This is a genomic window from Roseovarius confluentis (assembly GCF_002917925.1).
Lineage (GTDB): Bacteria > Pseudomonadota > Alphaproteobacteria > Rhodobacterales > Rhodobacteraceae > Roseovarius > Roseovarius confluentis.
The window spans coordinates 483,774-510,107 of sequence record NZ_PPFE01000003.1; the positions used below are offsets into that span (position 1 = coordinate 483,774).

The window sequence follows — 26,334 nt, forward strand, 5'->3', positions numbered from 1 at the left end:
TGGCGTTTGCCCCGGAGCGGCCAACAAAAAACCCGGGCGCGAACGCCCGGGCCAGTATCAAGGGTCGGGAGGACCCATTCTTATTTGGTCTCAGCCTTTCGAGAACTCGGGGTAGGCTTCCATCCCCAGTTCCGACATGTCGAGACCTGCGATCTCTTCCTCTTCGCCGACGCGGATGCCCATGACGGCCTTGAGGATGAACCAGACGATCAGGCTGGCCACGAAGGTGAACACACCGTAGGCCACGATGCCGGTCAGCTGGGTGATCAGGTTGGCGTCGCCATTGTAGAAGATCACGGCGATGGTGCCCCAGATACCGGCGAAGAGGTGCACCGGAACGGCGCCGACCACGTCGTCGATTTTCAGCTTGTCGAGCATCGGGACGGTCAGGACCACGATCACGCCACCCACGGCACCGATCCAGAGCGCACCGAAGAGCGTGGGCGCGAGGGGTTCGGCGGTGATCGAAACGAGGCCCGCGAGGGCGCCGTTGAGCACCATGGTGAGGTCCGGTTTCTTGTACATCACCTGGGTCAGGATCAGCGCGGTCACGGCACCGGCCGCGGCAGCCATGTTGGTGTTGGCGAAGATGCGGCTTACGTCGGAGACGTCACCCACGGTGCCCATGGCAAGCTGCGAGCCGCCGTTGAAGCCGAACCAGCCGAGCCACAGGATGAACGTACCCAGTGTGGCGAGCGCCAGGTTGGAACCGGGCATCGGGTGCACCTTGCCGTCCTTGCCGTACTTGCCCAGACGCGGGCCCAGCACGATGGCACCGGCCAGGGCAGCCCAGCCGCCCACGGAGTGCACGACGGTCGAACCGGCGAAGTCGGAGAAGCCGGCTTCGGACAGCCAGCCGCCGCCCCACTGCCAGGAGCCCGAGATCGGGTACATGATGCCGGTCAGGATGACGACGAAGATCAGGAACGGCCACAGCTTGATCCGCTCGGCCAGCGCGCCCGACACGATCGAGGCGGTGGCGGCGACGAAGACCAACTGGAAGAAGAAGTCCGAACCGACGGATGCATAGTCGAGCGCCGCATCGGCCGCGGCCACGCCCACAGGATCGAGCACGGTCTGCCCGCCGATGGCGAAGTAGCCGTTGAAGTCGCCCGGGTACATCGTGTTGAAGCCGATGAGCCAGTACATGATCGCGGCAATCGAGAAGAGTGCGATGTTCTTGGTCATCTGCATGGTGACGTTCTTGGAACGCACCAGCCCGCCTTCGAGCATGGCGAAGCCTGCGGCCATGAAGAACACCAGGAAGCCCGCCATGCAGAACAGCAGGGTGGTCATGATGTAGGGGCCGATCTCGTCGAAGCCCGGAGCGGCGGCCTCTGCGGCGGCGGCCTCGTCCTGAGCGAAGCCGAGTTGGGGCAGGACCGCGATTGCGGTTGCGGCGAGCCCCAGATGAATAAAGCGTTTCATAGTGATGTTATCCCTTCTTTCGCGCGGTTTAAAGCGCGTCATCGTTGGTTTCGCCGGTGCGCACGCGCATGGCCTGCCCGATATCGAGCACGAAGATCTTGCCGTCGCCGATCTTGCCGGTCCGCGCGGTCGTCGCGATGGTCTCGACCACCTGGTCGACCATGCCGGCGGCAACGGCGATCTCGAGCTTGATCTTGGGTACGAAGTTCACGGCGTATTCCGCGCCGCGGTAGATCTCGGTGTGACCGGACTGAGAGCCGAAGCCCTTGATCTCGGTCACCATCATGCCGCGCACGCCGATCCCTGTCAGCGCTTCGCGCACATCTTCAAGCTTGAACGGCTTGATGGTTGCAATGATGAGTTTCACAGATGTCCCTTTCGGTTGCTTGGGCGAGGTTGATTTCGCTGTTGCAGAAAGTGACGGAGATGAGGCGGGCGGGAAGGGTGAGCGCCGGGGAAGTGGGCAGAAATCACCAAGAAATGCACAATTTATGCGCAAATAATCCTGAATGACTAATTAATGTGCAGCTAAGAATCGCTGCGACGCGCAAACGCCTACGTCGTATTACGTATACGACTAGGGGAGCCGACCGTGCCAAAACGCGCGGGCGCCACGGCGGCGTTTGGTAAAATCGAAACGCTTTTGGGGGTCTACTTTCGGAATGAGGACCTGTAGACTGCCGCAAAACCAGAGGTCCGGGCAGGTTAGGGCATGGGAAACCAGGGGCGAAAAACGCCGCGACTCGTTGCAGACAGGCGATACGGCAAATCCGCGAAGACACCGGCAAAGAGCCGGACCAAGCCGGCTGCGCGCAAGCCTGCGAAAACCGCGCGCCCTCGGCGCAGGGGCGGTGGCGGCCGTTCGGGCGGCGGGCGCGGCCCGGTGGCGTGGATCAAGCGCCTGTTCCGCTGGATATTGCGGCTGTTCTGGGTCGTAACATGGCGCGTGACCGCGGTGGTGGTGCTGGTGACGGCCCTGGCTGTGGCCTATGTCTATGCCGGGTTGCCGGATGTGCGCGCACTACTGGACGGCCGGGCGCGGGGATCGGTCACCATGCTGGACCGCGAGGGCGACGTGTTCGCCTGGCGCGGTGACCAGTTCGGCGGGGTGGTGACGGCCGATACCGTCAGCCCCGACTTGCGCAACGCGGTGCTGGCCACAGAGGACAAGCGGTTCTACCAACACTTCGGCCTGAGCCCGCGCGGCATCGCCAGCGCTGTCCGCATCAATCTGAGCGAGGGGCGTGGGCCGCTGAGCGGGCACGGTGGGTCGACCATCACCCAGCAGACCGCGAAATTGCTGTGTCTTGGCGTAGAATACGACGAGACGGAGTGGGAGAGCGAGGCGGAGTACGTTCAGGATTGCCGCCGCGGATCGCTGAGCCGGAAGGCCAAGGAAGCGATCTATGCGATGGCGATGGAGGCGAAGTATTCCAAGAACGAGATCCTGTCGATCTATCTCAACCGGGCCTATTTCGGCGGCGGCGCCTTTGGCGTGGAGGCCGCGGCGCAACGGTATTTCGGGGTGAGCGCGCGCGAGGTGAACGCGGCGCAGTCGGCCATGCTGGCGGGCCTGCTGACCGCGCCGACGCGGCTGGCGCCGACGACCAACCTGGAACGGTCACAGGCAAGGGCGGCGACGGTGCTGCGGCTGATGAACGAACAGGGCTACCTGACCGATGCCGAGACGCAGGCCGCGCAGGACAACCCCGCGACACTGTCGGAGGCCGCCGAAGCGCAGGCCGGAGGCTATTTCGCCGATTGGGTGATGGACAGCGGGCCGGAGCTTTTCACCCGCGACACGACAGAGGACGTCATAATCCGAACGACGCTGGACCAGCGGATGCAACGCGCCGCCGAGGAGGCGCTTGACTGGGTGTTCGAGAACAAGGTCAGTGAAGGATCCGAGGCGCAGGCCGCGATCGTGGTGATGAGCGCCGATGGCGCGGTGCGTGCGATGGTGGGCGGGCGCAAGACCAAGGTGACCGGCGCGTTCAACCGGGCCACGATGGCCAAGCGGCAGACCGGCTCGGCCTTCAAGCCGTTCGTCTATGCGACGGCGCTGGAACTGGGCTATGAACCGACGTCGATCGTCGTGGATGAACCGTATTGCCGCAATATTGCCGGGTCCGGCCAATGGTGCCCCGAAAACTATGACAAGAAATTCCATGGCCGCGTGCCGCTGATCCGGGCGCTGGCGCGGTCCTACAACATCCCTGCGGTGAAGGTGGCCGAAAGCGTGGGCCTGGACCTGGTGCGCCAGGTTGCCAGCGACTTCGGCATCGATAACGAACTGGCCGACGGTCCCGCGCTGGCGCTGGGCGCATCGGAAAGCACGCTGCTGGAAATGACGGGGGCCTATGCGGGTATCCTGAACGGTGGTTCGTCGGTGACGCCTTATGGGCTGGTTGAATTGAAGCTCCTGGGGGACGACGACCCGCTGATGCGCAAGGGGGGCGGCATTGGTGAACGCGTGATCCAGCAAGAGGCCGCGCAGAAGCTGATGGGTATGATGTACGAGGTGGTGCAGTCGGGCACTGGCGGGCGCGCCAAGCTGCCCGACCGGCAGGCCGCCGGCAAGACCGGCACGACGCAGGCGGCACGCGACGCGTGGTTCCTGGGCTTTACCGCCGATTACGTGACCGGAGTGTGGATGGGGTATGACGACAACACCCCGCTCAAGGGTGTGACCGGCGGCGGGCTTCCGGCGGACATCTGGCGCGAGACGATGGTGCGGGTGAACGAGGGTGTGCCGGTCAGCGACCTGCCGATGATCCGGGTCGAACCGCAGCCGCAGATACAACAGCAGCCGCGCACGCAGCAGCGCCAGGACCGGGACCGGGGCAACACGATCAACCGGATGCTGGAAGAGCTGCTGGGGCCGGCACATGGCGGGCAATAGTACGGCAAAAACCGGCGACCCCCGCGCTATCGCCGGAGCTTGTGCGGCGGCGGGGCGAGGCGGCCGGACCTGTTTCGGGATCAGCCCGCGCGTTGCACGTCGGCGATCAGGGCGTCGATATTGCCGCCGTTGCGATCGAGCATCGCGCCGATCTCGGTGCGTTCGCTGAGCCGCAGGCTGACGCCCTCGATCACCATGTCGAAAAAGAGGTCGCGGCCCGAGCGGTCAGAGACCAGGAAAAGCACGGTGAAGGGCGACTTGCCGCGCAGCTTTACGGTCGAGCGGACCTCGTGCCAGGACTTGACCTGGCGCACGCCGGTCACGGTGATCTGGCCGCCGATGAACTCGCGGAACCGCTTGCCGTACTTGCGGGCGATATAGCCTTGGAAGGCGGCGGTGAAAGCCCGCATCTGGCCCGAGGAGGCGCGGCGCGAATCGGCGCCCAGCGTGGAGCGGGCAATGATGTTCACGTCGGCATAACGGGCGAAGATGCGTTCGAAATCGCGGATCATCGCGCCGGTGGACTTGCCCGAGGCGATCACGCGGTTGATATCGGCCACGACCTGGTCGATCAGGCCGCGGGCGCGCGCCTCTGTCAGGGCGAAGGCGGGGGTTGCGGCAGCGGGCAGCAGCGTGGCGGCCGCGCCGGCGCCGATCAGGAAACGTCTGGAAATGTCATTCATCGTAGGGGTCCTCCAGCGGCGTGCCGGGTTCGGCATCATAAGGATCTTCGAACGCCCCGCCCGAGCCACCGCCGAGCTTGAAGCGCCTGTTCTGAATATAGAGCGACCGCGCCTGTGCGTAACTGTCGGCGCTGTCGTAAAGGATGGAATCTATGGTGTCGGCATAACGCCCGCGGTCCGACAGGCCCGTGACGCCAGTGGCGATGGTGCCATAGTAGTTCTCGGGCTCGTCGAGCACGTACGTCAGCGGGTTGGTGAAAAGATCGACGATCTTGCCCGCCGCCGCGCGCTCGGTCGAGGGGCCGAGCAGGGGCAGTTCGACATACGCCCCTTCGCGCACGCCCCAGACATGCAGTGTCTGGCCGAAATCGGCGTCGGTGGCCTGGGGCATGTTGAGTTCGGACGCGGTGTCGAACAGGCCGCCCAGCCCGATCGTGGTGTTCACGAGGAAGCGGTAGGTGTCCTCGGTCGCGCCTTTCATGTTGCCTTGCAGGATGTTGTTCACCACGGCGCCCGGGATCGACAGGTTGAAGGCGAAACGGCCGACCATGTTCTCGACATCGTCGGGAATGAAGCCGGAATAGCCCTTGCCTGCGGGCCCCACCAGGTTTTTGTCCAGCGCCCGGTTGAAGGCGTGGGTGCGGCGGTTCTCTTCCTCGTAGGGATCGAAAGGCTCGGAGGCCGGGTAACCCGCGGGGCGCGGCGTGCAGCCCGCCGCGGCGAGGGCCACGACAAGCGCAAGGCCGGTCGCGAACAGCGTTGGTCGTCGTATGGAGATGAAATTTGGCAACGGTCAGGCTTTGGTTAAGGTATTGCGGTCATAAATAATCGATTGGCTGAATTTACCCAGATGCGGCGACTTGACGAAGGTGTCCTGTAGCAGAACGGTGTCTATGGTAGTAAGTCGGAACGGGGTATCGTTCAAGCGACGATCTGGCGGGACGCGGAAGAGACGGCATGCAACTTAGCAAGGCAAGACTTGATGCAGGCCGAGAGGAACTTCGCGCCGCCCGTCGCGAGAGCCGGGGACTTTACTGGTTCGTGGGGATCTTCAGCTTCTTCGTGAACATGCTGATGCTGACCGGCCCGATCTACATGTTGCAGGTCTATGACAGGGTGCTGGGCAGCCGATCGGTCGAGACGCTGATCGCGCTGAGCGTGCTGGTGGTGTTCCTGTACGGGATGATGGGCGTGCTGGACTATGCCCGCGGGCGGATCATGGGCCGGGTCGCGGCGCGTTTCCAGGCCCGGCTGGATCGCCGGGTGTTCGACGCGGTGATCCGCAAGGCGGCGGTGGCGCCGGACGAGCATACGCAAACCGGGTTGCGCGACCTGGAGGCGGTGCAGCGGCTGATGGCCTCGCCGGTGCTGATGGCCATCTTCGACTTGCCCTGGACGCCGGTTTTCCTGGCCGGGATATGGTTGTTTCACCCGTGGCTGGGGGCGCTGGCGCTGATCGGCGGGGGGATCATCATCCTGATCACCGTGGTCAACCAGGCGGTCACCCGCCAGCCGGCAATGAAATCGGCGCGGGCCACGGGTGCGGCGGAAATGCTGTCGAACCAGATCCGCAACGAATCGGAAATGGTGCAGGCGATGGGGATGCGCGATCAGGCGTTCTCGCGCTGGCAGACCGCGCGGGACGAGTCGCTGAGATCCCAGATCGCGTCATCGGATCTTGTGGGTACGTTCACCACGACGACGAAGACCTTCCGGCTGTTCCTGCAATCGGCGATGCTGGGCCTGGGGGCCTATCTTGTCTTGCAGAACGAGCTTACGCCGGGCGCGATGATCGCGGGCTCGATCCTGATGGGCCGGGCGCTGGCACCGGTTGAACTGGCCGTCGGACAATGGGCGCTGGTGCAACGGGCCATGCAGGGCTGGCATTCACTGACCGAACTGCTGGCGCTGGTGCCGCCCGAGCAGCCGCGTACGCCGCTGCCCAAGCCCAAGGCGCTGTTGCAGGTGCAACAGGTCACCGTGGTGCCGCCGGGCGACCAGCAGGCGGCGCTGAAGACGATCAGTTTCACTGTGCAACCGGGCCAGGCGGTGGGCGTGATCGGTCCCTCGGGTGCCGGCAAGTCGACGCTGGCGCGGGCGCTGACCGGCCTGTGGCGGCCTGCGGGCGGGCGAATCCGGCTGGATGGCGCGTCGCTTGATCAGTTCGAACCGCGCGTGCTGGGCAGGCATATCGGATACCTGCCGCAGCGGGTGCAGTTGTTCGAGGGGACCATCGCCGAGAACATCTCGCGCCTGGCCGAGGAGCCCGACGCCGCCAAGATCGTGGAGGCGGCGAAGAAGGCCGATGCGCACGATATGATCCTGAAGCTGCCCGACGGCTATGACACGCGTATCACCGCCGGGGGCGGGCGCCTGTCAGGCGGGCAGATGCAGCGGATCGGGCTGGCGCGGGCGATGTATGGCGACCCTGTGCTGGTGGTGCTGGACGAGCCCAACTCGAACCTCGACAACGAGGGCAGCGAGGCGGTGAACCACGCGATCCGGGAGTTCAAGGCCGAAGGCAAATCGGTGCTGATCATGGCGCACCGGCCTGCGGCGATCCGGGAATGCGACCAGTTGCTGATGCTTGAAAACGGCATGGTGCGGGCCTTCGGGCCCAAGGACGAGGTGCTGAAGGACGTGGTCAAGAACGCCGGGGAAATCAGCGCCAGCGGCCAGCAGGGAGGGGTGCAGTGAGCGACGAAAAGCGCAGCGCCTGGTCGGTCCGGACGCCGATGATCGTGGGGGTGACCGGGCTTATTATCCTGGTGGGAGGTTTCGGGACCTGGGCCGCGATGACCGAGATATCGGGTGCGGTGATTGCCAGTGGGCAGATCGAGGTCGACCAGAACCGTCAGGTGGTCCAGCACCCCGATGGCGGCGTGGTGGCGTCGATCGAGGTCGATGAGGGCGACACGGTGGACGCGGGGCAGGTGCTGTTGCGGCTGGATGCGACCGCCTTGCGCTCGCAGCTGGCGATCACCGAGAACCAGCTGTTCGAGTTGCAGGCGCGGCGCGGACGGCTGGAGGCCGAGCGGGACGAGCGGGACGAGATCACCTTTCCCGACCTGGTGCGCGACGTGGCGGCGCGCAACACGGAGGTGGCCGAGTTGCTGGACGGGCAGCGGCGGCTTCTGACGGCGCGCAACGAGACCGTGGCGAGCGAGATTTCCCAGCTGGAGAAACGGCGGGGGCAGATCGGCAACCAGATCGAGGGGATCGAGGCGCAACAGGCGGCGATGGACGAGCAGCTGGCGCTGATCGAGGAGGAACTGGCCGACCAGCAATCTCTGCTGGACCGGGGGCTGGCCCAGGCCTCGCGGGTGCTGGCGCTGCAACGGGAGCAGTCGCGGATGCTGGGTCAGCTGGGCGAGCTCGCGGCGCAGGTGGCACAATCCGAAGGGCGGATCACCGAGATTGACATCGAGGTACTGAAGCTGGGCACGCGGCGGCGCGAGGAGGCGATCACCACCTTGCGCGACTTGCAGTTCCGCGAGCTGGAACTGCTGGAGGAGCGGCGTGCGCTGATCGAGCGGACGAGCCGGCTGGACATCACCGCGCCGGTGAGCGGCGTGGTTTACGGGCTTCAGGTCTTTGCGCTGCGCTCGGTTATCCGGCCGGCCGATCCGATCCTTTACGTCGTGCCACAGGACCGTCCGCTGATCATCAATGCGCAGGTCGAGCCCACGGATATCGACAAGCTGTTCGTGGGACAGGAAGTGACGCTGCGGTTTTCGGCGCTGGACCAGCGGACGACGCCGGAGCTGATCGGGCAGGTGATGCAGATCTCGGCCGATTCGTTCCAGGACGACAACACGCGACAAAGCTATTACCGGGCCGAGATCGCGCTGAGCGAAGGCCAGCGGGAGCGTCTGCCGGAGGATGTGACGCTGATCCCCGGCATGCCGGTGGAGACCTTCATCCGCACCGCCGACCGCACGCCGCTGGCCTATCTGACGAAACCGCTGACGGATTACTTCGCCAAGGCGTTTCGCGAATAGGCGGAGCGCCTTCGGTGCGCAGGGTGTCTCGGCGTCCCTTCGGGACGTCTCGGGGCGCGTGGCGGGCGTGACGCGGATCCCGGGGGCGGGCCGCGTGGCGGGCGACGGGGCCGTGAGTATTTTTTGCAAGAAAAAGCCCGCGCCGGTTTTTGCGGTTGCATCGGTGCGCCGAGCGTCTAGCGTTCGCGGCGACGCAACCGAGGAGGTCGGGATCATGGGAAAATTCGAGGACAAGCTGGCTGAGATGGGCGTGACCCTGCCCGAGGCGGCGGCACCGGCGGCGAATTACGTGCCGTATGTGCTGGTGGGCGACATGCTGTACGTGTCGGGGCAGCTGCCGAAGCTGGGCGACGAGATGATGATCGGCAAGCTGGGCGACGACATGGACGTGCCCGCGGGCGCGGAGGCGGCGAAGGCCTGTGCGATCAACCTTTTGGCGCAGGTCAAGGCGGCGTGCGGCGGCGACCTGGACCGCCTGAAGCGGGTGGTGAAGCTGGGCGGGTTCGTGAACTCGACGCCGGATTTCACGCAGCAACCGCAGGTGATCAACGGCGCATCGGATTTCATCGGCGAGGCGCTGGGCGAGGCGGGCAAGCACGCGCGGGCCGCGGTATCGTCGCCGGCCCTGCCCTTTGGCGTGGCGGTCGAGATCGAAGGCGTGTTCCAGGTCGGATGAGCCGGCTGGACCCGTCCTTTCTGCGCGCGCCGCTGGCGCATCGGGCGCTGCATGATGTCGCGGATGGCCGGCCGGAGAATTCGCGCGCGGCGATCGCCGCGGCGATACGTCATGGTTATGGCATCGAGATCGATCTGCAATTGAGCCGCGACGGTGCGGCCATGGTGTTTCACGACTATGACCTCAAGCGTCTGACCGGGCAGGCCGGGCCGGTGCAGCAGCGGGACGCGGCGGAACTGGGCCGAATCTCGCTGCTTGGCGGGGATGAGGAAATACCGGCGCTGCCGGAGGTGCTGGACCTGGTGGCGGGGCGCGTGCCGCTGCTGATCGAGTTGAAGGACCAGCAGGGGCAGATGGGCCAGACCGACGGGCGGCTGGAGGCCGCGACGGCAGTGGCGCTGCGAGGCTATGCCGGGCCGGTGGCGGTGATGTCGTTCAACCCCGAGATGATGGTGGCGATGCGCGACCTTGCGCCCGACGTGGTGCGCGGCATCGTGAGTTGCGATTATGCTGCCAAAGACTGGCCCCTGTTGCGTGCCGACGTGCGGGAACGGTTGCGCGATATCCCGGATCATGATCGCGCGGGAGCGTGTTTTGTCAGCCACCAGGCGCAGGACCTGGACCGTGCAAGGGTGGCCGAATTGCAGGGCGCGGGCACGGATGTGCTGTGCTGGACGATCCGGTCGCCGGAAGAAGAGGCAGACGCACGGCGCGTGGCGCAGAACATCACCTTCGAGGGATATCTTCCGGCAATTCCCGCTTGAACCGGAGCGGGTCGGCCACAAATTGAAGGTATGATTTCCAAAAGCGACGAGCGGCCCTGATGGATGGCGGATCTGTCCTTGTGAGCGTCTATGAAAGCCTGGGCGACGTGGCGCCGGCGGAGTGGGATGCGTGCGCCTGCCCCGAGGCCGGGGACGGCGGCCGGACGGAGGACCCGTTCACCACCTACCGGTTCCTGAAGGCGCTGGAGGACAGCGGCTCGGTCGGGGCCGGCACGGGGTGGCAGCCGCATTACATGGTGGCGGAGATGGACGAACAGGTGATCGCCTGTGCGCCGCTTTACGTGAAGAACCACAGCCAGGGCGAGTATATCTTTGACCACAACTGGGGCCATGCCTATGAACGCGCGGGCGGGCGGTATTACCCCAAGCTGCAGATGGCGGTGCCGTTCACGCCGGTGACGGGGCGGCGGATGCTGACCCGGCCGGGATACGGGCAGCCGGGGCGCGATGCGCTGATGCAGGCCGCGGTCAGCATCGGGGACCGCAACGAGCTGTCGTCGCTGCATGTCACCTTTTGCACCGAGTTCGAGCGGGAGGTGGGCACGCAGATGGGCCTGTTGCCGCGGATCACGCAGCAGTTTCACTGGCTGAACCGGGGCTACGAGAGCTTCGACGATTTCCTGGGCAGCCTGAGTTCGCGCAAGCGCAAGAACATCCGCAAGGAGCGGGCGCAGGCGCAGGGCTTTGGCGGCGAGATCGTGCAATTGACCGGCGACGCGATTAGACCCGAGCACTGGGAGGCGTTCTGGGAGTTCTACCAAGATACCGGGGCGCGGAAGTGGGGAATGCCGTACCTGACGCGCAAGTTTTTTGACATCGCGCAGGAGCGGCTGCGGGACGATATCCTGCTGGTTTTGGCGCTGGAGGACGGCGTGCCCGTGGCTGGCGCGCTGAACATGATCGGGCGCGACGCGCTTTATGGCCGGTACTGGGGCTGTGCGGCGCATCACCCGGCGATGCATTTCGAGTTGTGTTACTATCAGGCGATTGATTATGCCATCGAACACGGGCTGTCCCGTGTCGAGGCTGGCGCGCAGGGCGAGCACAAGCTGGCCCGCGGATACTTGCCGGTCGAGACCCATTCGCTTCACTGGTTTCGTGACCCGCCTTTTTCCGATGCCGTGGCGCGTTACCTAGAGGCCGAACGGGAAGCCGTTGCAGATGACATTGAAATCCTGACGAGTTTCGGCCCGTTCAGGAAAGCAAACGTGGAGGAGCAGGAATGAGCGAACGCTTAAGCGATACGGCGCGAAAAACGACGCTGGAGCCGCTGTTGGAGAGCGGCTGGGAAATGGTTGAAGGGCGCGATGCGATCCACAAGACCTATGAGTTCGAGAATTTCGTGGAGGCGTTCGGGTTCATGACCCGCTGCGCGATCTGGGCCGAGAAGTGGGATCACCATCCCGAGTGGTCGAACGTCTACAAGACGGTCGAGGTGACGCTGACCAGCCACGATGTCGATGGGCTGAGTTCGCGTGACACCAAGCTGGCCCGCAAGATGGACAAGCTGGCCGACGCCTGAGCCGGTCAGCGGCCGGGACGCGCGCGCGCCCCGGCCTGATTCTTCAGATCGCGTCGAGCAGCGATTCGCCGGCGGAGGTTTCGCAGGCGCCGGGGTTGTCCTCGACATGCAGGACCTTGACGGTCCCATCCTCGACCAGCATGGCATAGCGCTTGGACCGGGCGATGAGGCCAACGGGTGGCGCGGTGAAATCCATGCCGACGGCCTTGGTGAACTCCGATTGCGGGTCGCCCAGCATCGTGATGCCCGCATCAGTGGCGCCGGTGTCCTTGCCCCAGGCATCCATCACGAAGGCGTCGTTGACCGAGATGCAGATGATCTCGTCCACGCCCTTGGCGTCGAAATCGGCCTTGGTGCGGATGAAGCTGGGCACGTGGGCCGAGTGGCAGGTGGGGGTGAAGGCGCCGGGGACGGCGAAGATCGCCACCTTGCGGCCTTTGGTCTTGTCGGACAGCGCGACCTCTTCGGGGCCGTCGGCGCCCATCTTGAGCAGCGTGGCATCGGGGAGTTTGTCGCCGGTGGTGATCGTCATTGTCGCATCCTGTCTTTCGTTTGCGTTTCGATTGCCTGTAAGTATAGGCCCTGACGGCCCGAGGGCCATGTTGAATTTGCAGGAGGGGACATGTCGGGGATCGTTGTCGTGGGTGCCGGACAGGCGGGAAGTTCGCTGGTGGCGAAGCTGCGGACGCTTGGCTATGACGGCAAGGTGACGCTGATCGGCGAAGAACATGCACCGCCCTACCAGCGTCCGCCCTTGTCGAAGAAATACCTGTTGGGCGAAATGGAGTTGGAGCGGCTCTATCTGCGGCCCGAAAGCTTTTATTCCGAGAACATGATCGACCTGCGGCTTGATGCGGCGGTGACGGCGATCGACCGGACCGACAAGGTGGTCGTTGCCGGTGGGCAGGCTGTGTCTTACGAGCATCTTGTCCTGACCACGGGGTCGGTGCCGCGACGGTTGCCGCCGGCGATTGGCGGGGCCTTGGAGGGTGTCTACGTGGTGCGCGACCTGCGCGACGTGGACAGCATGGGGCCGGAGTTCCGCGAAGGCGCGAAGGTGCTGATCGTGGGGGGCGGCTATATCGGTCTGGAAGCGGCTGCGGTGGCCGCCTCGAAGGGGTTGAAGGTGACGCTGGTCGAGATGGCGGACCGGATCCTGCAGCGCGTGGCGGCGAAGGAGACGTCGGATTACTTCCGGGCGTTGCACCGCTCGCACGGGGTGGACATTCGCGAAGGCGTCGGGCTGGAGCGGTTGACCGGCGAGGGGCGGGTCAGCGGGGCTGTGCTGAACGACGGCACGGAACTGAAGGCAGACTTCGTGATCGTGGGTGTGGGGATCACCCCCGCCACGGCGCTGGCCGAGGCGGCCGGCGTCGAGGTCGAGAACGGGATCAAGGTGGATGCGCAGGGACGTACCAGCGACCCGTCGATCTGGGCGGCCGGGGATTGCGCGAGTTTTCCGTATCGGGGCGCGCGCCTGCGGCTGGAGAGCGTGCCCAATGCCATCGACATGGCGGAATGCGTGGCCGAGAACATCATGGGGGCGGGCAAGACCTATGTGCCGCAACCGTGGTTCTGGTCGGACCAGTATGACGTCAAGTTGCAGATCGCGGGGCTGAACGTGGGGTATGACCGCGTCGTGACGCGCGAGAGCGAGGGCGGTATCTCGTTCTGGTATTACGCGGGTGATACGCTGCTGGCGGTGGACGCGGCCAATGATGCGCGGGCCTACATGGTGGGCAAGCGGCTGATCGATAATGGGAAAACCGCTGATCCCGCGGTGGTGGCCGACCCCGGCGCGGACCTCAAGGCGCTGTTGAAGGCGTGAGGATCATCGGCGGCGACTTTCGCGGGCGGCGGCTGGCCTCGGTTGGCAAGGGGGACGAGGGCGCGCGGCTGCGCCCCACCTCGGACCGGGTGCGTGAGAGCCTGTTCAACGTGTTGATGGCGCGGTTCGGGGACCGGGTGCAGGGGGGCGCGGTGCTGGACCTCTTTGCCGGGACCGGGGCGCTGGGGCTGGAGGCGCTGTCGCGCGGGGCGGCCCGTGCGGTGTTCGTGGAAAGCGGGCGCGTGGGGCAACGGCTGATCCGGGAGAATATCGGGATTTGCGGTGTTGCGGACCGGGTGACGCTGGTTGGCCGGGATGCGCGCAAGCTTGGCGCGGCGACGGAGGCCAGCGGGCTGGTGTTCCTCGATCCGCCTTATGGCAAGGGGTTGGGCGAGGCGGCTTTGGGCGCGGCGATGGCCGGGGGGTGGATCGCGCCGGGCGCTTTGATCGTGTGGGAGGAAGGTGGCGCGGTCGCGGTGCCGGAGGAGTGGAGCCTGATCGATGAGCGGGGGTACGGGGATACGGTGATACGGATTCTGGAGGCGGGGTAGGGGGCGCGTGGGTTTTCACCCACCCTACGCGAGGAGGTCCCCCCGGGTCAGGCTCGGGGCAGGCAGGATCAGGTCCGGGACGGTTGGTTTTTACCTTCGCGCGGATTCACCCCTTCATCAGCTCCGGCAGGTCGCCGGTCAGGCCCGCCGCTTCGCGGATGAATCTGCGGCGCAGGCCGGGCATGGCCGACAGTGCGCCCATGCCGATGTCGCGCGCGGCGCGCAGGAGCAGGTTGTCGTTGGAAAAGAGCCGGTTGGTGAGGTCGGTCGTCACCGCCAGCGTCGCGGTGTCGAAGCGGCGCCACTGCTGATAGCGGGCGAGCACGTCTGGTGCGGCGAAATCCTCGCCCCGGCGGGTGGCGTCGGTCAGGACCTGCGCCAGCGCGCCCACGTCGCGCAGCCCGGCGTTTAGGCCCTGGCCCGCGATGGGATGCATGCCGTGGGCGGCGTCGCCGATCAGGGCGAGGCGCTCGGCCACGAAGGCGTTGGCGAGCGTCAGGTTCAGCGGGTAGGTGAAGCGCTTGCCGCGCAGGGCGATGTCACCGAGGAAATCGCCGAAGCGGGGGCGCAGAACCTCCATGAATTCGGCATCATCCAGCGCGGCGAAGCGGGCGGCGGTCGCCTCGGTCTCGGACCAGACGATGGAGCTGACGTTGCCGGGCAGGGGCAGGATGGCCAGCGGACCGGGGGGCATGAAGAACTGGTGCGCGATGCCGTTATGGGGCAGCTCGTGTTCGATGGCGGCCACCAGCGCGGTCTGACCGTAATTCCAGCCGGTGCGGGCGATCCCGGCGCGCTGGGCGGTGCCCGAGGCGCGCCCGTCGGACCCGACGACGATACGGCCCGCGAGGGTCTTGCCGGACGCGAGCGTGAGGGTGACGCCGGACTGCGTGAACTCTTGCGCGGTGACGGTGTCGGTGACTTGGGCGATCCGGTCCTCGTCCTGCATCGCCTCGAGAAAGGCGCGGCGCAGGTAGCGGTCCTCGAGCATGTGGCCCATCGGGCCTTCCTCGATCTCGGCATGGTCGAAATGCAGGAAGAATGGCGCGGCCCCTTCGCCGGCGCGGCCGTCGGAGACCTTGATTTCCAGCATGGGCTGAGCGTTGTCGGCGACGCGGTCCCAGATGCCGATATTGGTGAGCAGGCGCACCGAGGCCAGCGCCAGGGCATAGGCGCGACCGTCGAAGGCGGCATCCTCGCGCACGGTCTGGGGCAGGGTGTCGATGACGGTGACGGTCAGGCCAGCCTGTGCGGCGGCCAGTGCCAGCGCAGGCCCGGTGAGGCCGCCACCGACAATTAGGATATCGCTGTCATGGTCCATGCGGTTCAATATGTCGGCGCGGGCCGGATTGTCCATGTGTGGCGGCATCAATTGTCAGGCGGGCTTGCGTTGCGCGGGGTCATCTGCATTCATGCGGGCAATTCTGAAACGGCGCGGAGGGGCCCGGAGTGAGTGACTGGCTGAAGATGAGTGCGGCGGAGCTGGGGCGCGGGATCGAGGCGGGCGAGATCGGGCCGGTGGCGCTGACCGAGGCGTATCTGGCGGCAATCGACGCGCATCCTGCGCGAAACGAAATCTATTCCGTGGTCACCCATGAACGCGCGCGGGCCGAGGCGCAGGCGGCGGAGGCGCGGGCGCGGGCCGGGCGGCGGCTGGGGCCCTTGGATGGCGTGCCGATCAGCTGGAAGGATTTGTTCGACAGCGCGGGGACGGCGACGGAGGCGGGCACGCGCCTGTTGCAGGGTCGGGTGCCGGAGCGGGACGCGGACGTGCTGCGCAACGCGACCGCTGCGGGGCTGGTGTGCCTGGGCAAGACGCATATGAGCGAGTTGGCGTTTTCGGGGCTGGGGCTGAACCCGATGACGGCGACGCCGCCAAATGTGCACGATCCGAAGCTGGTGCCGGGGGGATCGTCCTCGGGTGCGGCGGCGAGCGTGGCGCATGGGCTGGCAGCCTGCGGCATCGGGTCGGACACGGGCGGATCGGTGCGTATCCCGTCGGCGTGGAACGACCTTGTGGGATTGAAGACCACGTCGGGGCGCGTGTCGCTGGACGGGGTGGTGCCGCTTTGCGCGAAGTTCGACACGGTCGGGCCGCTGGGCCGCAGCGTGGAAGATTGCGCGCTGATGCTGGCCGCGCTTGAAGGTGGACAGGCGGCGGACCTGGAGGACGTGTCGCTGGAGGGGATGCGGTTCGCTGCGTTGCAGTCGGTGGTGTTCGAGGACATCCGGGACGAACCGCGCAATGCCTATTTCAGTGCGTTGGAGCGATTGAAAGCCGCGGGGGCGCGGATCGAGGAGGTGGAGTCGCCGGAGGCTGAGCAGGCGATGCCGCTGTCGGCGATCCTGTTCACGTCGGAGGCTTACGGCATCTGGGGCGACGTGATCTCGGCCAACCCGGACAAGATGTTCAAGCCCATTCGCGAGCGGTTCGAATCCGGCAAGGAATTCCGGGCCTGTGACTACGTGGCGGGGTGGAACCTGCTGGCGGCGCTGCGAATCCAGTGGGCGGAACGGATGAAACCCTATGACGCGGTGCTGATGCCTACAGCGCCGAACCTGCCGCCCGAGGTGGACCGGCTGATGACCGACGACGACTATTACGTGACCGAAAATCTGCTGGCGCTGCGCAACACGCGGGTGGGCAACCTGATGGGTCTGGCCGCTGTCAACCTGCCCACGGGCACCCCCGGTTGCGGGCTCATGATGTGCGGCGAAGCCTTCGAGGAAGAGCGGATTCTGCGTGTCGCCAAGGCCGCCGAGACGGCGTTGGCCTGAACAGGCGAAATCATCACTGGACGCAAAATCTTGTCTAGGTGATGCCGGACGGCCACAACACTTGGTCTACTTTAGAGGTATCCGCTAACCTCTTGCCAAAAATGCCACAATCCCCGCGACCCCGGTTGGTTTTGCTGGACGCAACGCGGGGGCTTTTGTAGATTTGCTTCAAACGGGGCGACAACGATCCCGTAACCTAGAGGCAGTGTTGATGTTTCCCGAGCGGTTTTCGAACCTTCCGGAATATGCGTTTCCGCGTTTGCGGAGCCTGTTGGACGTGCACGAGCCCGGCGGTGATGTGATTCACATGACCATCGGCGAGCCGCAGCACGATTTTCCGGCGTGGATCATGGACGTGATCGAGAAGCACGCAGGCGAGTTCCGCAAGTACCCGGTGAACGAGGGTATTCCGGCGCTGAACTCGGCGTTCTGTGACTGGGTTTCGCGGCGCTATGGCGTGGAGCTGAGCCCGGACCGGCACGTTATGGCGCTGAACGGGACGCGCGAGGGGCTGTACAACGCGATGATGACGCTGTGCCCCGAGACGAAGAACGGCAAGCAGCCGATCGTTCTGCTGCCGAACCCGTTCTACCAGGTTTACATGGTGGCGGCGCTGAGCGTAGGGGCGGAGCCGATGTTCCTGCCCGCGACGCGGGAAACCGGGTTTCTGCCGGATTTCGCCAGCCTGCCCGACGATGTGCTGGACCGGGTGACGGTGGCCTACTTGTGCTCGCCGTCGAACCCGCAGGGCGCGGTGGCGGACGCGGATTACTGGAAAACGCTGATCGGGCTGGCGGAAAAGCACGATTTCAAGGTCTTCGCCGACGAATGCTATTCGGAGATCTACCGCGAGACGCCGCCAGTGGGTGCGCTGGAAGTCGCGAAGGACATGGGCGCAGACCCCGAGCGGGTGGTGGCGTTTCACAGCCTGTCGAAGCGGTCGAACCTGGCCGGGTTGCGGTCGGGTTTCGTGGCGGCGGGGCCGCAGAGCATGAAGCGGATCCGGCAGTTACGCTCTTACGCGGGCACGCCGCTGCCGATGCCGTTGCAGCACGCGGCGGCCAAGGTCTGGGCGGATGAAAAGCACGTGGACGTGAACCGCAGGCTTTACCAGGAGAAATTCGCGCTGGCCGACGAAATCTTTGACGGCGTGCCGGGCTATCAGGGTCCCGAGGCGGGGTTTTTCCTGTGGCTGCCGGTTGAGGATGGCGAGGCGGCGGCGCTGAAGCTGTGGAAAGAGACAGGCGTGCGGGTGCTGCCCGGTGCGTACCTGGCGCAGGAGGCTGGCGGGCTGAACCCCGGCAAAGAATACATAAGGGTCGCGATGGTGGCCCCAAAGAAGGAGGTGGCACGCGGCCTGACGCAGCTGCGTGACTGTCTTTATAATTAACGAGGAAGAGGCAACATGGCATATCAGACGCGCGGACGTGACCCGCTGTTGGACAGCTCGATGGCGGAAGCGATCGAGAAGCGAGGCAAGGAACTTCTGGGACTGGCCCTGCTGGCACTGGGATTTGCCGCCGCGATGATGATCGCATCCTACAACCCCGACGACCCCAGCTGGATGGCCGCGACGGACGCGCCGGTGCAGAACATGCTGGGCCGCATGGGCGCATCGATTGCCGCGCCGCTGTTCATGATCGTGGGATGGGGGGCGTGGGGCCTTGCCGTCGTCCTTGGGGCGTGGGGTGTGCGTTTCGCCCTGCACCGCGGTCAGGACCGGGCGATTGGCCGTTTGATCTATGCGCCGATCTGGATCGCGCTTCTGGCGATGTATGCCTCGTCGCTGGAGCCGAGCGCGGCATGGTCGGCCTCGCACAGCTTTGGCTATGGCGGGCTGTTCGGGGAGATGGCGCTGGGTACCGTGCTGGGATTCCTGCCGATCAGCGCGACCTTCGGGCTGAAGCTGTTGTCGCTGCTGCTGGCCGTGGGGATGGTGACGCTGGGCGCGTTCATCCTGGGGTTCAGCCGTCTGGAGCTGTCGCAGATCGCACGGTTCCTGGTGGTGGGCACGATCATGACCTATGCCACGCTGCGCGGCTTGGTGGCCCGTGGTGGCGGGATCGCCGCAGGGGCCGCGAAGACGGCGCAGGCCAAGGCCGCAGAGCGCCGGGATCGCCGGATGCAGGACCGTGCCGAGGCCGACGAGATAGCCCGGGCCGAGGCGGCTGTGCCCGAGCCGCGCGTGCACCGGGCCGAGCCGGCGATGGTCGCGAGTGCCCCGCGGCAGGCTTATGCCGCGCCTGTTGCAAGCCAAGCGCCGGAATATGACATGAGCCCCGCGCCGGAAAAGACCGGTGGGCTGCTGTCGCGGATGCCGTCGCTGATGCGCCGGCCCGAGCGTGAGCCCGAGCCGGAACTGATCGAGGCGTCGGAAATGCCTGACATGCCCGCCCCCAGTGGCGACCGGGTCACCGCCAAGATCGCCGACGTGATCAAGAGCCGGGTGCGCCAGAACCCCGCCGTGCAGGTCGAGTCGGTGGCGCCGCTGACCCGTGGCCGTGGCCGTGGGCCGGACCCGCTGATCCTGAACACCGCGCCGCAAAACACGGTGCGGGCCGAGCCGCCGCTGACTGCCGGACGAGCTGTGCCGGGCGTCGCGCCGACCCATGCGCCGATGCAGGAGATGGTCGAAGCCATGCCCGAGGACGAGGTGATCGACGACGGCTATGGCGCCTATGACGCTTACGAGGCAGAGCCGGAGGTTCCGGTTTACTCGCGCGCCGCAACACCCGCGGAAATGCCCGCGGCCGAGCCGAAGAAGGTCGTGCAGCACCCGCCGCGTCGTGCGCCGCAACCGTCCACCCGGGCGCAGGCCGAGGCGCAGCCCAAGCTGCAATTCGAGGAAAAGCCGCAGGTCGAGTACGAGTTGCCGCCGTTGAGCCTCTTGACCAATCCGGTCAACATCCAGCGCCATCACCTGAGCGACGAGGCGTTGGAGGAAAACGCCCGCATGCTGGAGACTGTACTGGATGACTATGGCGTGAAGGGCGAGATCGTCAGCGTGCGCCCCGGCCCCGTGGTGACGATGTACGAGCTGGAGCCTGCGCCGGGCCTGAAGGCCAGCCGCGTGATCGGCCTGTCCGACGATATCGCGCGGTCGATGTCGGCCCTGTCTGCGCGGGTCAGTACGGTGCCGGGACGGTCGGTGATCGGGATCGAACTGCCCAACGACAACCGCGAGATGGTCAGTTTCCGCGAGATCCTGTCGAGCCGCGACTATGGCGATGGCAACCAGAAGCTGCCGCTGGCGCTGGGCAAGGATATCGGCGGCGACCCGATGGTGGCGAACCTGGCAAAGATGCCTCACCTGCTGATCGCGGGGACGACGGGTTCAGGCAAGTCGGTGGCGATCAACACGATGATCCTCAGCCTGCTTTACAAGTTGACGCCCGAGGATCTGCGCCTTGTGATGATCGACCCCAAGATGCTGGAACTGAGCGTCTATGACGGGATTCCGCACCTGCTGAGCCCGGTGGTGACCGACCCGAAGAAGGCCGTGGTGGCATTGAAGTGGGTCGTGGCGGAAATGGAAGACCGCTATCGCAAGATGTCTAAGATGGGCGTGCGCAACATCGACGGTTACAACAGTCGCGTGGCCGATGCGCTGGCCAAGGGCGAGATGTTCAGCCGGACGGTGCAAACCGGGTTCGACGACGACACGGGCGAGCCGGTGTTCGAGACCGAGGAATTCGCGCCCGAGAAGATGCCGTTCATCGTGGTCATCGTCGACGAGATGGCCGACCTGATGATGGTCGCCGGCAAAGAGATCGAGGCTTGCATCCAGCGCCTGGCGCAAATGGCGCGGGCGAGCGGGATCCACCTGATCATGGCCACGCAGCGCCCGTCGGTGGACGTGATCACCGGCACGATCAAGGCCAACTTCCCCACCCGGATCAGTTTTCAGGTGACCAGCAAGATCGACAGCCGCACGATCCTTGGCGAGATGGGGGCCGAGCAGCTTCTGGGCATGGGTGACATGCTGTACATGGCGGGCGGCGGCAAGATTACCCGCAGTCACGGGCCCTTCGTGAGCGACGAGGAGGTCGAAGAGGTGGTGAACCACCTGAAGGCCTTTGGCCCGCCGGTCTATGTGGGGGGCGTGCAGGACGGCCCCGAGGACGACAAGGCCGACAAAATCGATGCGGTTCTGGGTCTGTCGACGGGCGGGAATACCGATGGCGAGGACGCGCTGTACGACCAGGCCGTTCAGATTGCCATTACCGACCGGAAATGCAGCACGTCTTATATCCAGCGCAAGCTGGCCATCGGCTATAACAAGGCCGCGCGGCTGGTCGAGCAGATGGAAGATGAGGGTGTCGTGAGTGCCGCCAACCACGTGGGCAAGCGCGAGATCCTGGTGCCGGAGCAGTAAGTTCCGGCACTGGTCCCCGGGAAACGTTTTCCTGACTGTCGCGTTGGCGTGGTACCGAACGACAACGCGAGAGGGACAGGTGAATGGCCGGGGACGCCGAGACACTTCTGGATGAGATCGACCGGCTGGCCGAAGGCGAAGACAGCGTCTCGGTCAGGGACGTGGTCGATGCGATTGGCGGGCGCGGGTTTGGGCCGATCATTTTCGTCATCGCGCTGCTGGGCGCGTCGCCGCTGGGCGGGATCCCGGGTGTGCCGACCCTGTTTGCCATTCTCGTGATCCTGATTGCCGTGCAGATCCTGCTGGGACGGCAGAGTTTCTGGATCCCGGACAGGATCGGCAACCGGGCAGTGGAAGATGAGAAAGTCACCCGCTCGGTCGGCAAGGCGCGTCCCGTGGCGCAGTGGATGGACCGGTATTTCGGGCACCGGCTGGAGGCGCTGACCGGGCAGCCGGCGCAGATCGCCGCCGCCTGCGTGGTGGCGGGCCTGTGTCTGATGATCCCGCCGCTGGAAGTGGTGCCCTTCGCGGCGCTGATCCCGTTTTCGGCCATCGCCCTTGTGGGGCTGGCGATCACGGTGCGAGACGGGGTGTTGATGGTGGTGGCGTTCGCGGCGAGCGCCGGGGCGCTGTTCGCGGCGGTAAACCTTTTCCCGTTCTGAAGCGTTGAGGCCGGAGAAGAGAGGGCTCACGCGCAATTGCGCCGATTGCTATCGCATAACAGCGCGGGTGTGCCTATCTTGCGAAGACGATGAATTAAGGAGAGGTTTCCCCTCATGCGCATGGTTGCCTTGGCTTTGAGTATGCTACTGGCCACGCCGGCGATGGCCCAAAAGCTGTCGCTGAACGAGATTTCGCAATACCTGAACAGTTTCAGTTCGGCGACGGGCGAGTTCACCCAGATCAACGACGATGGCACGATCAGCACCGGACAGATCTATATCAAGCGGCCCGGGCGGGTGCGGTTCGAATACAATCCGCCGGAGCAGACGCTGGTGGTGGCCGATGGCGACACGGTTGGCATCATCGACCCCAAGTCGAATACCGGGGGCGAGGCCTATCCGCTGGATCGCACGCCGCTGAAGATCATCCTGCAGCGCAATGTGGATTTCGGCCGCGCGCGCATGGTCACCGGCCATAGCAGCGACGGCAAGACGACCACGGTACGCGCACAGGACCCCGCGCATCCGGAATACGGCAATATAGAGCTGGTGTTCACCGGCAACCCGGTCGAATTGCGTCAATGGGTGATCAACGACAGCGGTGGCAGCAAGACCACCGTGGTGCTGGGCGATCTGACCACGGGTATGCAGCTGGGCAATGACAGGTTCGTCATTCCCGGCAAGGACAAGTTCAAGCGGATCGACAGGTAGGCCGGGCGAGGCGGGGCGGCTTAGCGCCGCCCGCAGGCCCGCAATTGTTGATCGTAGACGATGGCGCGCTGGCCCACTTCGCCAGACACGCGCAACAGCCAGGGTTTGGCGTTGTAGCTGCCGCGGCTAAAGCCGGTGCGCCCTTCGTGATAGGCGAGGTAGTGGTTGCGCGCGTCGTGCATGGGAATGCCCAGGCGCTGGTTCGACTGCGCCATGTACCAGCCCATGAAGTCGGTCGCGTCGCGGATATCGTTACGCCGCGCGGCGCGGTTGCCGTCGTTCAGATACTCCTCCCACGTGCCGTCCAGCGCTTGGCTGTAGCCGTAGGCGGAACTTTGGCGGCCCATGGGAATCACCCCGAGCGTCCAGCGGAAGGGCGTGCGCGCCTCGCCGTCGAACTTGCTTTCCTGGTAGATCGTGGCCATCTGCACCGGCACGGGCACGCCCCAGCGACGTTCGGTCGCCTTAAAGGCCCGCAGGTAGTGCGGTTTCTGCGCCACGATGGCACAGGCATTTTCCAGATTGTCGGGCGGCGGGCCGCTGGGGCCGCCACCACAGGCGTTCAGAGTGGCCAAGGCCACCATTCCAATGATCGTGCGAAGACGTCTGCTCATCTGCCTCTCGCTATGTTTGTTTTTCTTTTAAGTTTAACGAAAAAATCGAGCCTTGGGAATGGCGGATTTCACGCTTTGGCGTGAAGGCGCGGCACGAACTGTCGGGCCAGCGTTCACAGACTGTTTCCCGAGAAAAAGGCCGCTCAGATTGGACAAAACTCGGTTGAACGCAGTAGAGTGTGACGGTAGGGGCTAGATGAATGTTGAAGACGCGTGCAAAATATCACCTTGGTCAAATCGTGAAACACCGCAAACATCCGTTTCGCGGTGTGATTTTCGATGTGGACCCGGAGTTCGCCAATACCGAGGAGTGGTACGACTCGATTCCCGAGGAGAGCCGCCCGGTGAAGGATCAGCCGTTTTATCACCTTCTGGCGGAGAACGATCAGACCTATTACGTGGCCTATGTCAGCGAACAGAACCTGATCGCGGATTATTCGGGTGAGCCGGTGGGGCATCCGGATATTCCGGACCTGTTCGGCCCGTTCGAGGATGGGCAGTACCCGCTTCACTTCCAACTGAACTGAGCCCGAGGGGCGCGGTGCCGCGCCCCGGGCCCGTCGGGGCATCAATATCCCAGCGCGCAGCCGTCCTTGCGCGGGTCGGAGCCGCCTTCGAGCACGCCGCTTTCCTTGATCTCGATCGCCTGCGCGCCGCCGATGGCCTCGTCGGGTTCGACGACGTTGTGGCCCAGGTCGGCCAGCGCCCGATGCACGTCGGGGGAATACCCCGTCTCTACCCGCAGCTCGCCGGCGTCGGGGAAGCAGCGGGGGCCGTCGATCGCCTCCTGCGGGGAGAAGCCGAAATCGCGCAGGTTCGACACGAAACGCGCGTGGCCGTTGGCCTGGTACGCGCCGCCCATGACGCCGAACGGCATGGTGACGCGGCCATTGTCGCGCAGCATGCCGGGGATGATCGTGTGCATGGGGCGTTTGCCGCCGTTCATCTCGTTCGCGTGGCCCTCTTCGAGCGTGAAGCCGGCACCGCGGTTTTGCAGCAGGATGCCGAACTTTTCCGACGCGATGCCGGAGCCGAAGCCGTGGAAGATGGAATAGATCAGCGACACGGCCATGCGGTCGCTGTCGACCACGGTGATGTAGATCGTGTCGCGGTGCACGGCCTCGCTGAGCGTTGTCGCGGATGGCATGGCCTTATTCGGATCGATCAGCGCGGCGAGCGCCTTGGCGGTGTCCATTGACAGCATGTGATCGAGCCGCGCGATGTGATCGCTGTCGGCCATGATGCGGTTGCGGGCGTCGTAGGCCAGCTTGGTCGCCTCGGCCTCGATATGGGCGCGGTGGGCGCCGAAAGGATCCATCGCCGCGATGTCGAACTGCGCAAGGATGTTGAGCAGAAGGATCGCCGTGGCGCCCTGGCCGTTGGGCGGATGCTCGACCAGGTCGATGCCGGCATAGCTGCCGCTGATCGGGTCCGTCGGCGTGCAGGCGGTGGCAGCGAAATCGTCCGCCGTGTGAACGCCGCCCATTGCATTGAGGGCCGCCACCATGTCGTCGGCCACTTCGCCCTTGTAGAACGCGTCGCGCCCGTCGCGGGCGACGCGGCGCAGCACCTCGGCCTGGCCGGGGCAACGGAAGATCTCGCCTTGTTTCAGGGGTTTGCCGCCGTTCGAAAAATGTGTGAGCCCGTGACCCTGCAGGCATTCGCCGGCACTGGGCCAGTCACTGGCGACGCGCGGGGCGACTGGCACGCCGTTGTCGGCATAGTGGATGGCGGGGGCGAGCAGCGCATCGAGACCCAGCTTGCCGTGGGTGTCGGACAAATGGCAGAAGGCGTCGACGGCGCCGGGAATCGTGACCGCCTCGGGGCCGTGCAGGGGCACCGTTTCCAGGCCGCGGGCGCGCAGGTCGGCGGCGCTGGCGGCGGCGGGGGCGCGGCCGGAGCCGTTGAGCGCATGAATGTCATCGCTGCCGGGTTTCGTGAACAGAACGAAGCAGTCGCCGCCGATCCCGGTCATCTGCGGCTCGCAGATCCCCAGCAGGACGGCACCGGCGATAGCCGCGTCCATGGCGTTGCCGCCGCGTTTCAGGATGTCGACCGCGGCCTGTGCGGCCAGGGGGTGCGACGTGGCGCACATGCCGTTGGTGGCCAGAACGGCCGAGCGGCCGGGGCGTTGGAAATCGCGCATGATAGCTCCGGTGATTGGTGGTTTTTCGGCACCTTACGGGGTGCGTCAGGAAATGCCAATCAGGAGGAAGAGAACCTCGACGCCGCGCACTGGGTGGGGGCTGTAAAACGCGGCGCCGAGGGAAGCCATATGCAGCTACGGGATCGTTTGTGCCGATCCATTGGGGCGGCTCTGCGATGGGATTGGGGCAATTCGGTGACGTCAGGATTTTTCCGGCGCCAAGTAGCGAGGAAAGGTCATACGCAGCGTATTGCGACCCGCGTGGCGGGTGTGGGAAAGGTCAAGGCACAGCTTGTGAATGAGAAACCACCCGAACCCCCCTTCCGGAAGGTCCGCGCGGGCGCCTGAACTGTCTGGCAGGAGGCCCGGCGGTAGCGCGCCGCCGGGCATGCCGTGGCCCGAATCGGACAGCGTGACCAGCACGCGGTCGGCCAGCAGATCGACGACCATGTGCACCTCGCCGGGGGCGCGGCCGGCATAGCCGTGTTCGGTAACGTTGTTGAGCGCCTCGCTGACTGCGAGGGTGATCGAGCCGCGCAGGTCCCCATCAATCCCGGCATCGGTGAGGGCCGCGCCAAGCGCCTCGACCATGTCGCGCACGTCAAGTTCCGTCGCGGTGGACGAGAGCGCGGCGAGCGGGGCGGATTGCGAAGGGGCGGTGGCGGCCACTTT

24 protein-coding genes are annotated in these 26,334 nt (G+C 65.4%); 15 read left to right on the forward strand and 9 right to left on the reverse strand.

What is annotated here, in order from left to right; all coding sequences use genetic code 11:
- Positions 1-90: 90 nt before the first annotated feature.
- Both C2I35_RS10350 and C2I35_RS10355 read right to left on the reverse strand, forming a co-directional pair.
- Positions 91-1,428: an ammonium transporter gene (locus C2I35_RS10350; RefSeq protein WP_103762949.1), complete on the reverse strand. Its 1,338-nt coding sequence runs from the start codon at positions 1,426-1,428 to the stop codon at positions 91-93.
- 28 nt (positions 1,429-1,456) lie between these two features.
- Positions 1,457-1,795, reverse strand: coding sequence for a P-II family nitrogen regulator (locus C2I35_RS10355; RefSeq protein ID WP_057790819.1), 339 nt, complete (start codon positions 1,793-1,795; stop codon positions 1,457-1,459).
- 345 nt (positions 1,796-2,140) lie between these two features.
- Here C2I35_RS10355 and C2I35_RS10360 point away from each other — a divergent pair, with 345 nt between their 5' ends.
- Entirely contained in the window at positions 2,141-4,330 is a 2,190-nt protein-coding gene (locus C2I35_RS10360) for a transglycosylase domain-containing protein (RefSeq protein ID WP_103762950.1), read from the forward strand.
- 80 nt (positions 4,331-4,410) lie between these two features.
- On the opposite strand, the gene C2I35_RS10365 is transcribed toward C2I35_RS10360, so the two are convergent.
- Positions 4,411-5,013, reverse strand: a complete 603-nt coding sequence (locus C2I35_RS10365) for an MlaC/ttg2D family ABC transporter substrate-binding protein (protein WP_103762951.1) — start codon at positions 5,011-5,013, stop codon at positions 4,411-4,413.
- On the reverse strand, positions 5,006-5,803 hold the full coding sequence (locus tag C2I35_RS10370; protein WP_245890464.1) for an MlaA family lipoprotein: 798 nt from the start codon (positions 5,801-5,803) through the stop codon (positions 5,006-5,008). The genes C2I35_RS10365 and C2I35_RS10370 overlap by 8 nt, the downstream gene beginning before the upstream one ends.
- A 167-nt stretch (positions 5,804-5,970) precedes the next feature.
- Between C2I35_RS10370 and C2I35_RS10375 the strand changes: the two genes are divergently transcribed.
- The 6 genes from C2I35_RS10375 to C2I35_RS10400 all read left to right on the forward strand — a co-directional run bounded on the left by C2I35_RS10375 (position 5,971) and on the right by C2I35_RS10400 (position 11,997).
- Positions 5,971-7,710: a type I secretion system permease/ATPase gene (locus C2I35_RS10375; RefSeq protein ID WP_103762952.1), complete on the forward strand. Its 1,740-nt coding sequence runs from the start codon at positions 5,971-5,973 to the stop codon at positions 7,708-7,710.
- 38 nt (positions 7,711-7,748) lie between these two features.
- Entirely contained in the window at positions 7,749-9,014 is a 1,266-nt protein-coding gene (locus C2I35_RS10380; RefSeq protein ID WP_103763014.1) for an HlyD family type I secretion periplasmic adaptor subunit, read from the forward strand.
- A 214-nt stretch (positions 9,015-9,228) separates the two neighbouring features.
- A complete protein-coding gene (locus tag C2I35_RS10385) occupies positions 9,229-9,690 on the forward strand; it encodes a RidA family protein (protein ID WP_103763015.1) in 462 nt (153 codons plus the stop codon).
- Positions 9,687-10,454 carry a glycerophosphodiester phosphodiesterase family protein gene (locus C2I35_RS10390; protein ID WP_103762953.1) on the forward strand — a complete coding sequence of 256 codons (768 nt, stop codon included), beginning with the start codon at positions 9,687-9,689 and terminating at the stop codon, positions 10,452-10,454. Before C2I35_RS10385 ends, C2I35_RS10390 begins: the two co-directional genes overlap by 4 nt.
- Positions 10,455-10,513: 59 nt before the next feature.
- On the forward strand, positions 10,514-11,701 hold the full coding sequence (locus C2I35_RS10395; RefSeq protein WP_103762954.1) for a GNAT family N-acetyltransferase: 1,188 nt from the start codon (positions 10,514-10,516) through the stop codon (positions 11,699-11,701).
- Positions 11,698-11,997, forward strand: a complete 300-nt coding sequence (locus C2I35_RS10400) for a 4a-hydroxytetrahydrobiopterin dehydratase (protein WP_103762955.1) — start codon at positions 11,698-11,700, stop codon at positions 11,995-11,997. The genes C2I35_RS10395 and C2I35_RS10400 overlap by 4 nt, the downstream gene beginning before the upstream one ends.
- A 43-nt stretch (positions 11,998-12,040) precedes the next feature.
- Here the strand turns inward: C2I35_RS10400 and C2I35_RS10405 are convergent, their stop codons facing one another.
- Positions 12,041-12,529 (reverse strand): peroxiredoxin, encoded by a 489-nt coding sequence (locus C2I35_RS10405; RefSeq protein ID WP_103762956.1) that lies wholly within the window; start codon positions 12,527-12,529, stop codon positions 12,041-12,043.
- A 90-nt stretch (positions 12,530-12,619) separates the two neighbouring features.
- Here C2I35_RS10405 and C2I35_RS10410 point away from each other — a divergent pair, with 90 nt between their 5' ends.
- On the forward strand, positions 12,620-13,825 hold the full coding sequence (locus C2I35_RS10410) for an NAD(P)/FAD-dependent oxidoreductase (RefSeq protein WP_103762957.1): 1,206 nt from the start codon (positions 12,620-12,622) through the stop codon (positions 13,823-13,825).
- Positions 13,822-14,376: a 16S rRNA (guanine(966)-N(2))-methyltransferase RsmD gene (rsmD, locus tag C2I35_RS10415; protein WP_103762958.1), complete on the forward strand. Its 555-nt coding sequence runs from the start codon at positions 13,822-13,824 to the stop codon at positions 14,374-14,376. Before C2I35_RS10410 ends, rsmD begins: the two co-directional genes overlap by 4 nt.
- Positions 14,377-14,482: 106 nt before the next feature.
- On the opposite strand, the gene C2I35_RS10420 is transcribed toward rsmD, so the two are convergent.
- Positions 14,483-15,733 carry an FAD-dependent monooxygenase gene (locus C2I35_RS10420; RefSeq protein WP_211286129.1) on the reverse strand — a complete coding sequence of 417 codons (1,251 nt, stop codon included), beginning with the start codon at positions 15,731-15,733 and terminating at the stop codon, positions 14,483-14,485.
- 92 nt (positions 15,734-15,825) lie between these two features.
- On the opposite strand from C2I35_RS10420, the gene C2I35_RS10425 reads away from it, so the two are divergent.
- The 5 genes from C2I35_RS10425 (at position 15,826) to C2I35_RS10445 (ending at position 22,902) form a co-directional block, all read left to right on the forward strand.
- The gene (locus C2I35_RS10425; RefSeq protein ID WP_103762959.1) at positions 15,826-17,154 is read left to right on the forward strand and encodes an amidase; all 1,329 of its coding nucleotides are present in this window, start codon (positions 15,826-15,828) and stop codon (positions 17,152-17,154) included.
- Between the two features lie 211 nt (positions 17,155-17,365).
- Positions 17,366-18,544, forward strand: coding sequence for an aminotransferase class I/II-fold pyridoxal phosphate-dependent enzyme (locus C2I35_RS10430; RefSeq protein WP_103762960.1), 1,179 nt, complete (start codon positions 17,366-17,368; stop codon positions 18,542-18,544).
- A 15-nt stretch (positions 18,545-18,559) separates the two neighbouring features.
- The gene (locus C2I35_RS10435; RefSeq protein ID WP_103762961.1) at positions 18,560-21,529 is read left to right on the forward strand and encodes a DNA translocase FtsK; all 2,970 of its coding nucleotides are present in this window, start codon (positions 18,560-18,562) and stop codon (positions 21,527-21,529) included.
- An 83-nt stretch (positions 21,530-21,612) separates the two neighbouring features.
- Positions 21,613-22,191, forward strand: a complete 579-nt coding sequence (locus tag C2I35_RS10440) for an exopolysaccharide biosynthesis protein (RefSeq protein ID WP_103762962.1) — start codon at positions 21,613-21,615, stop codon at positions 22,189-22,191.
- A 114-nt stretch (positions 22,192-22,305) separates the two neighbouring features.
- The gene (locus C2I35_RS10445; RefSeq protein ID WP_103762963.1) at positions 22,306-22,902 is read left to right on the forward strand and encodes a LolA family protein; all 597 of its coding nucleotides are present in this window, start codon (positions 22,306-22,308) and stop codon (positions 22,900-22,902) included.
- A gap of 20 nt (positions 22,903-22,922) precedes the next feature.
- Here the strand turns inward: C2I35_RS10445 and C2I35_RS10450 are convergent, their stop codons facing one another.
- Positions 22,923-23,516, reverse strand: a complete 594-nt coding sequence (locus tag C2I35_RS10450; protein ID WP_103762964.1) for a transglycosylase SLT domain-containing protein — start codon at positions 23,514-23,516, stop codon at positions 22,923-22,925.
- 200 nt (positions 23,517-23,716) lie between these two features.
- On the opposite strand from C2I35_RS10450, the gene hspQ reads away from it, so the two are divergent.
- Complete coding sequence (gene hspQ / locus C2I35_RS10455; RefSeq protein ID WP_103762965.1) at positions 23,717-24,043, forward strand: heat shock protein HspQ; 327 nt, start codon at positions 23,717-23,719, stop codon at positions 24,041-24,043.
- Between the two features lie 41 nt (positions 24,044-24,084).
- Here the strand turns inward: hspQ and C2I35_RS10460 are convergent, their stop codons facing one another.
- Entirely contained in the window at positions 24,085-25,662 is a 1,578-nt protein-coding gene (locus tag C2I35_RS10460) for a gamma-glutamyltransferase family protein (protein WP_103762966.1), read from the reverse strand.
- A gap of 201 nt (positions 25,663-25,863) precedes the next feature.
- Positions 25,864-26,331: an ATP-binding protein gene (locus tag C2I35_RS10465; protein WP_103762967.1), complete on the reverse strand. Its 468-nt coding sequence runs from the start codon at positions 26,329-26,331 to the stop codon at positions 25,864-25,866.
- Positions 26,332-26,334: the final 3 nt, after the last annotated feature.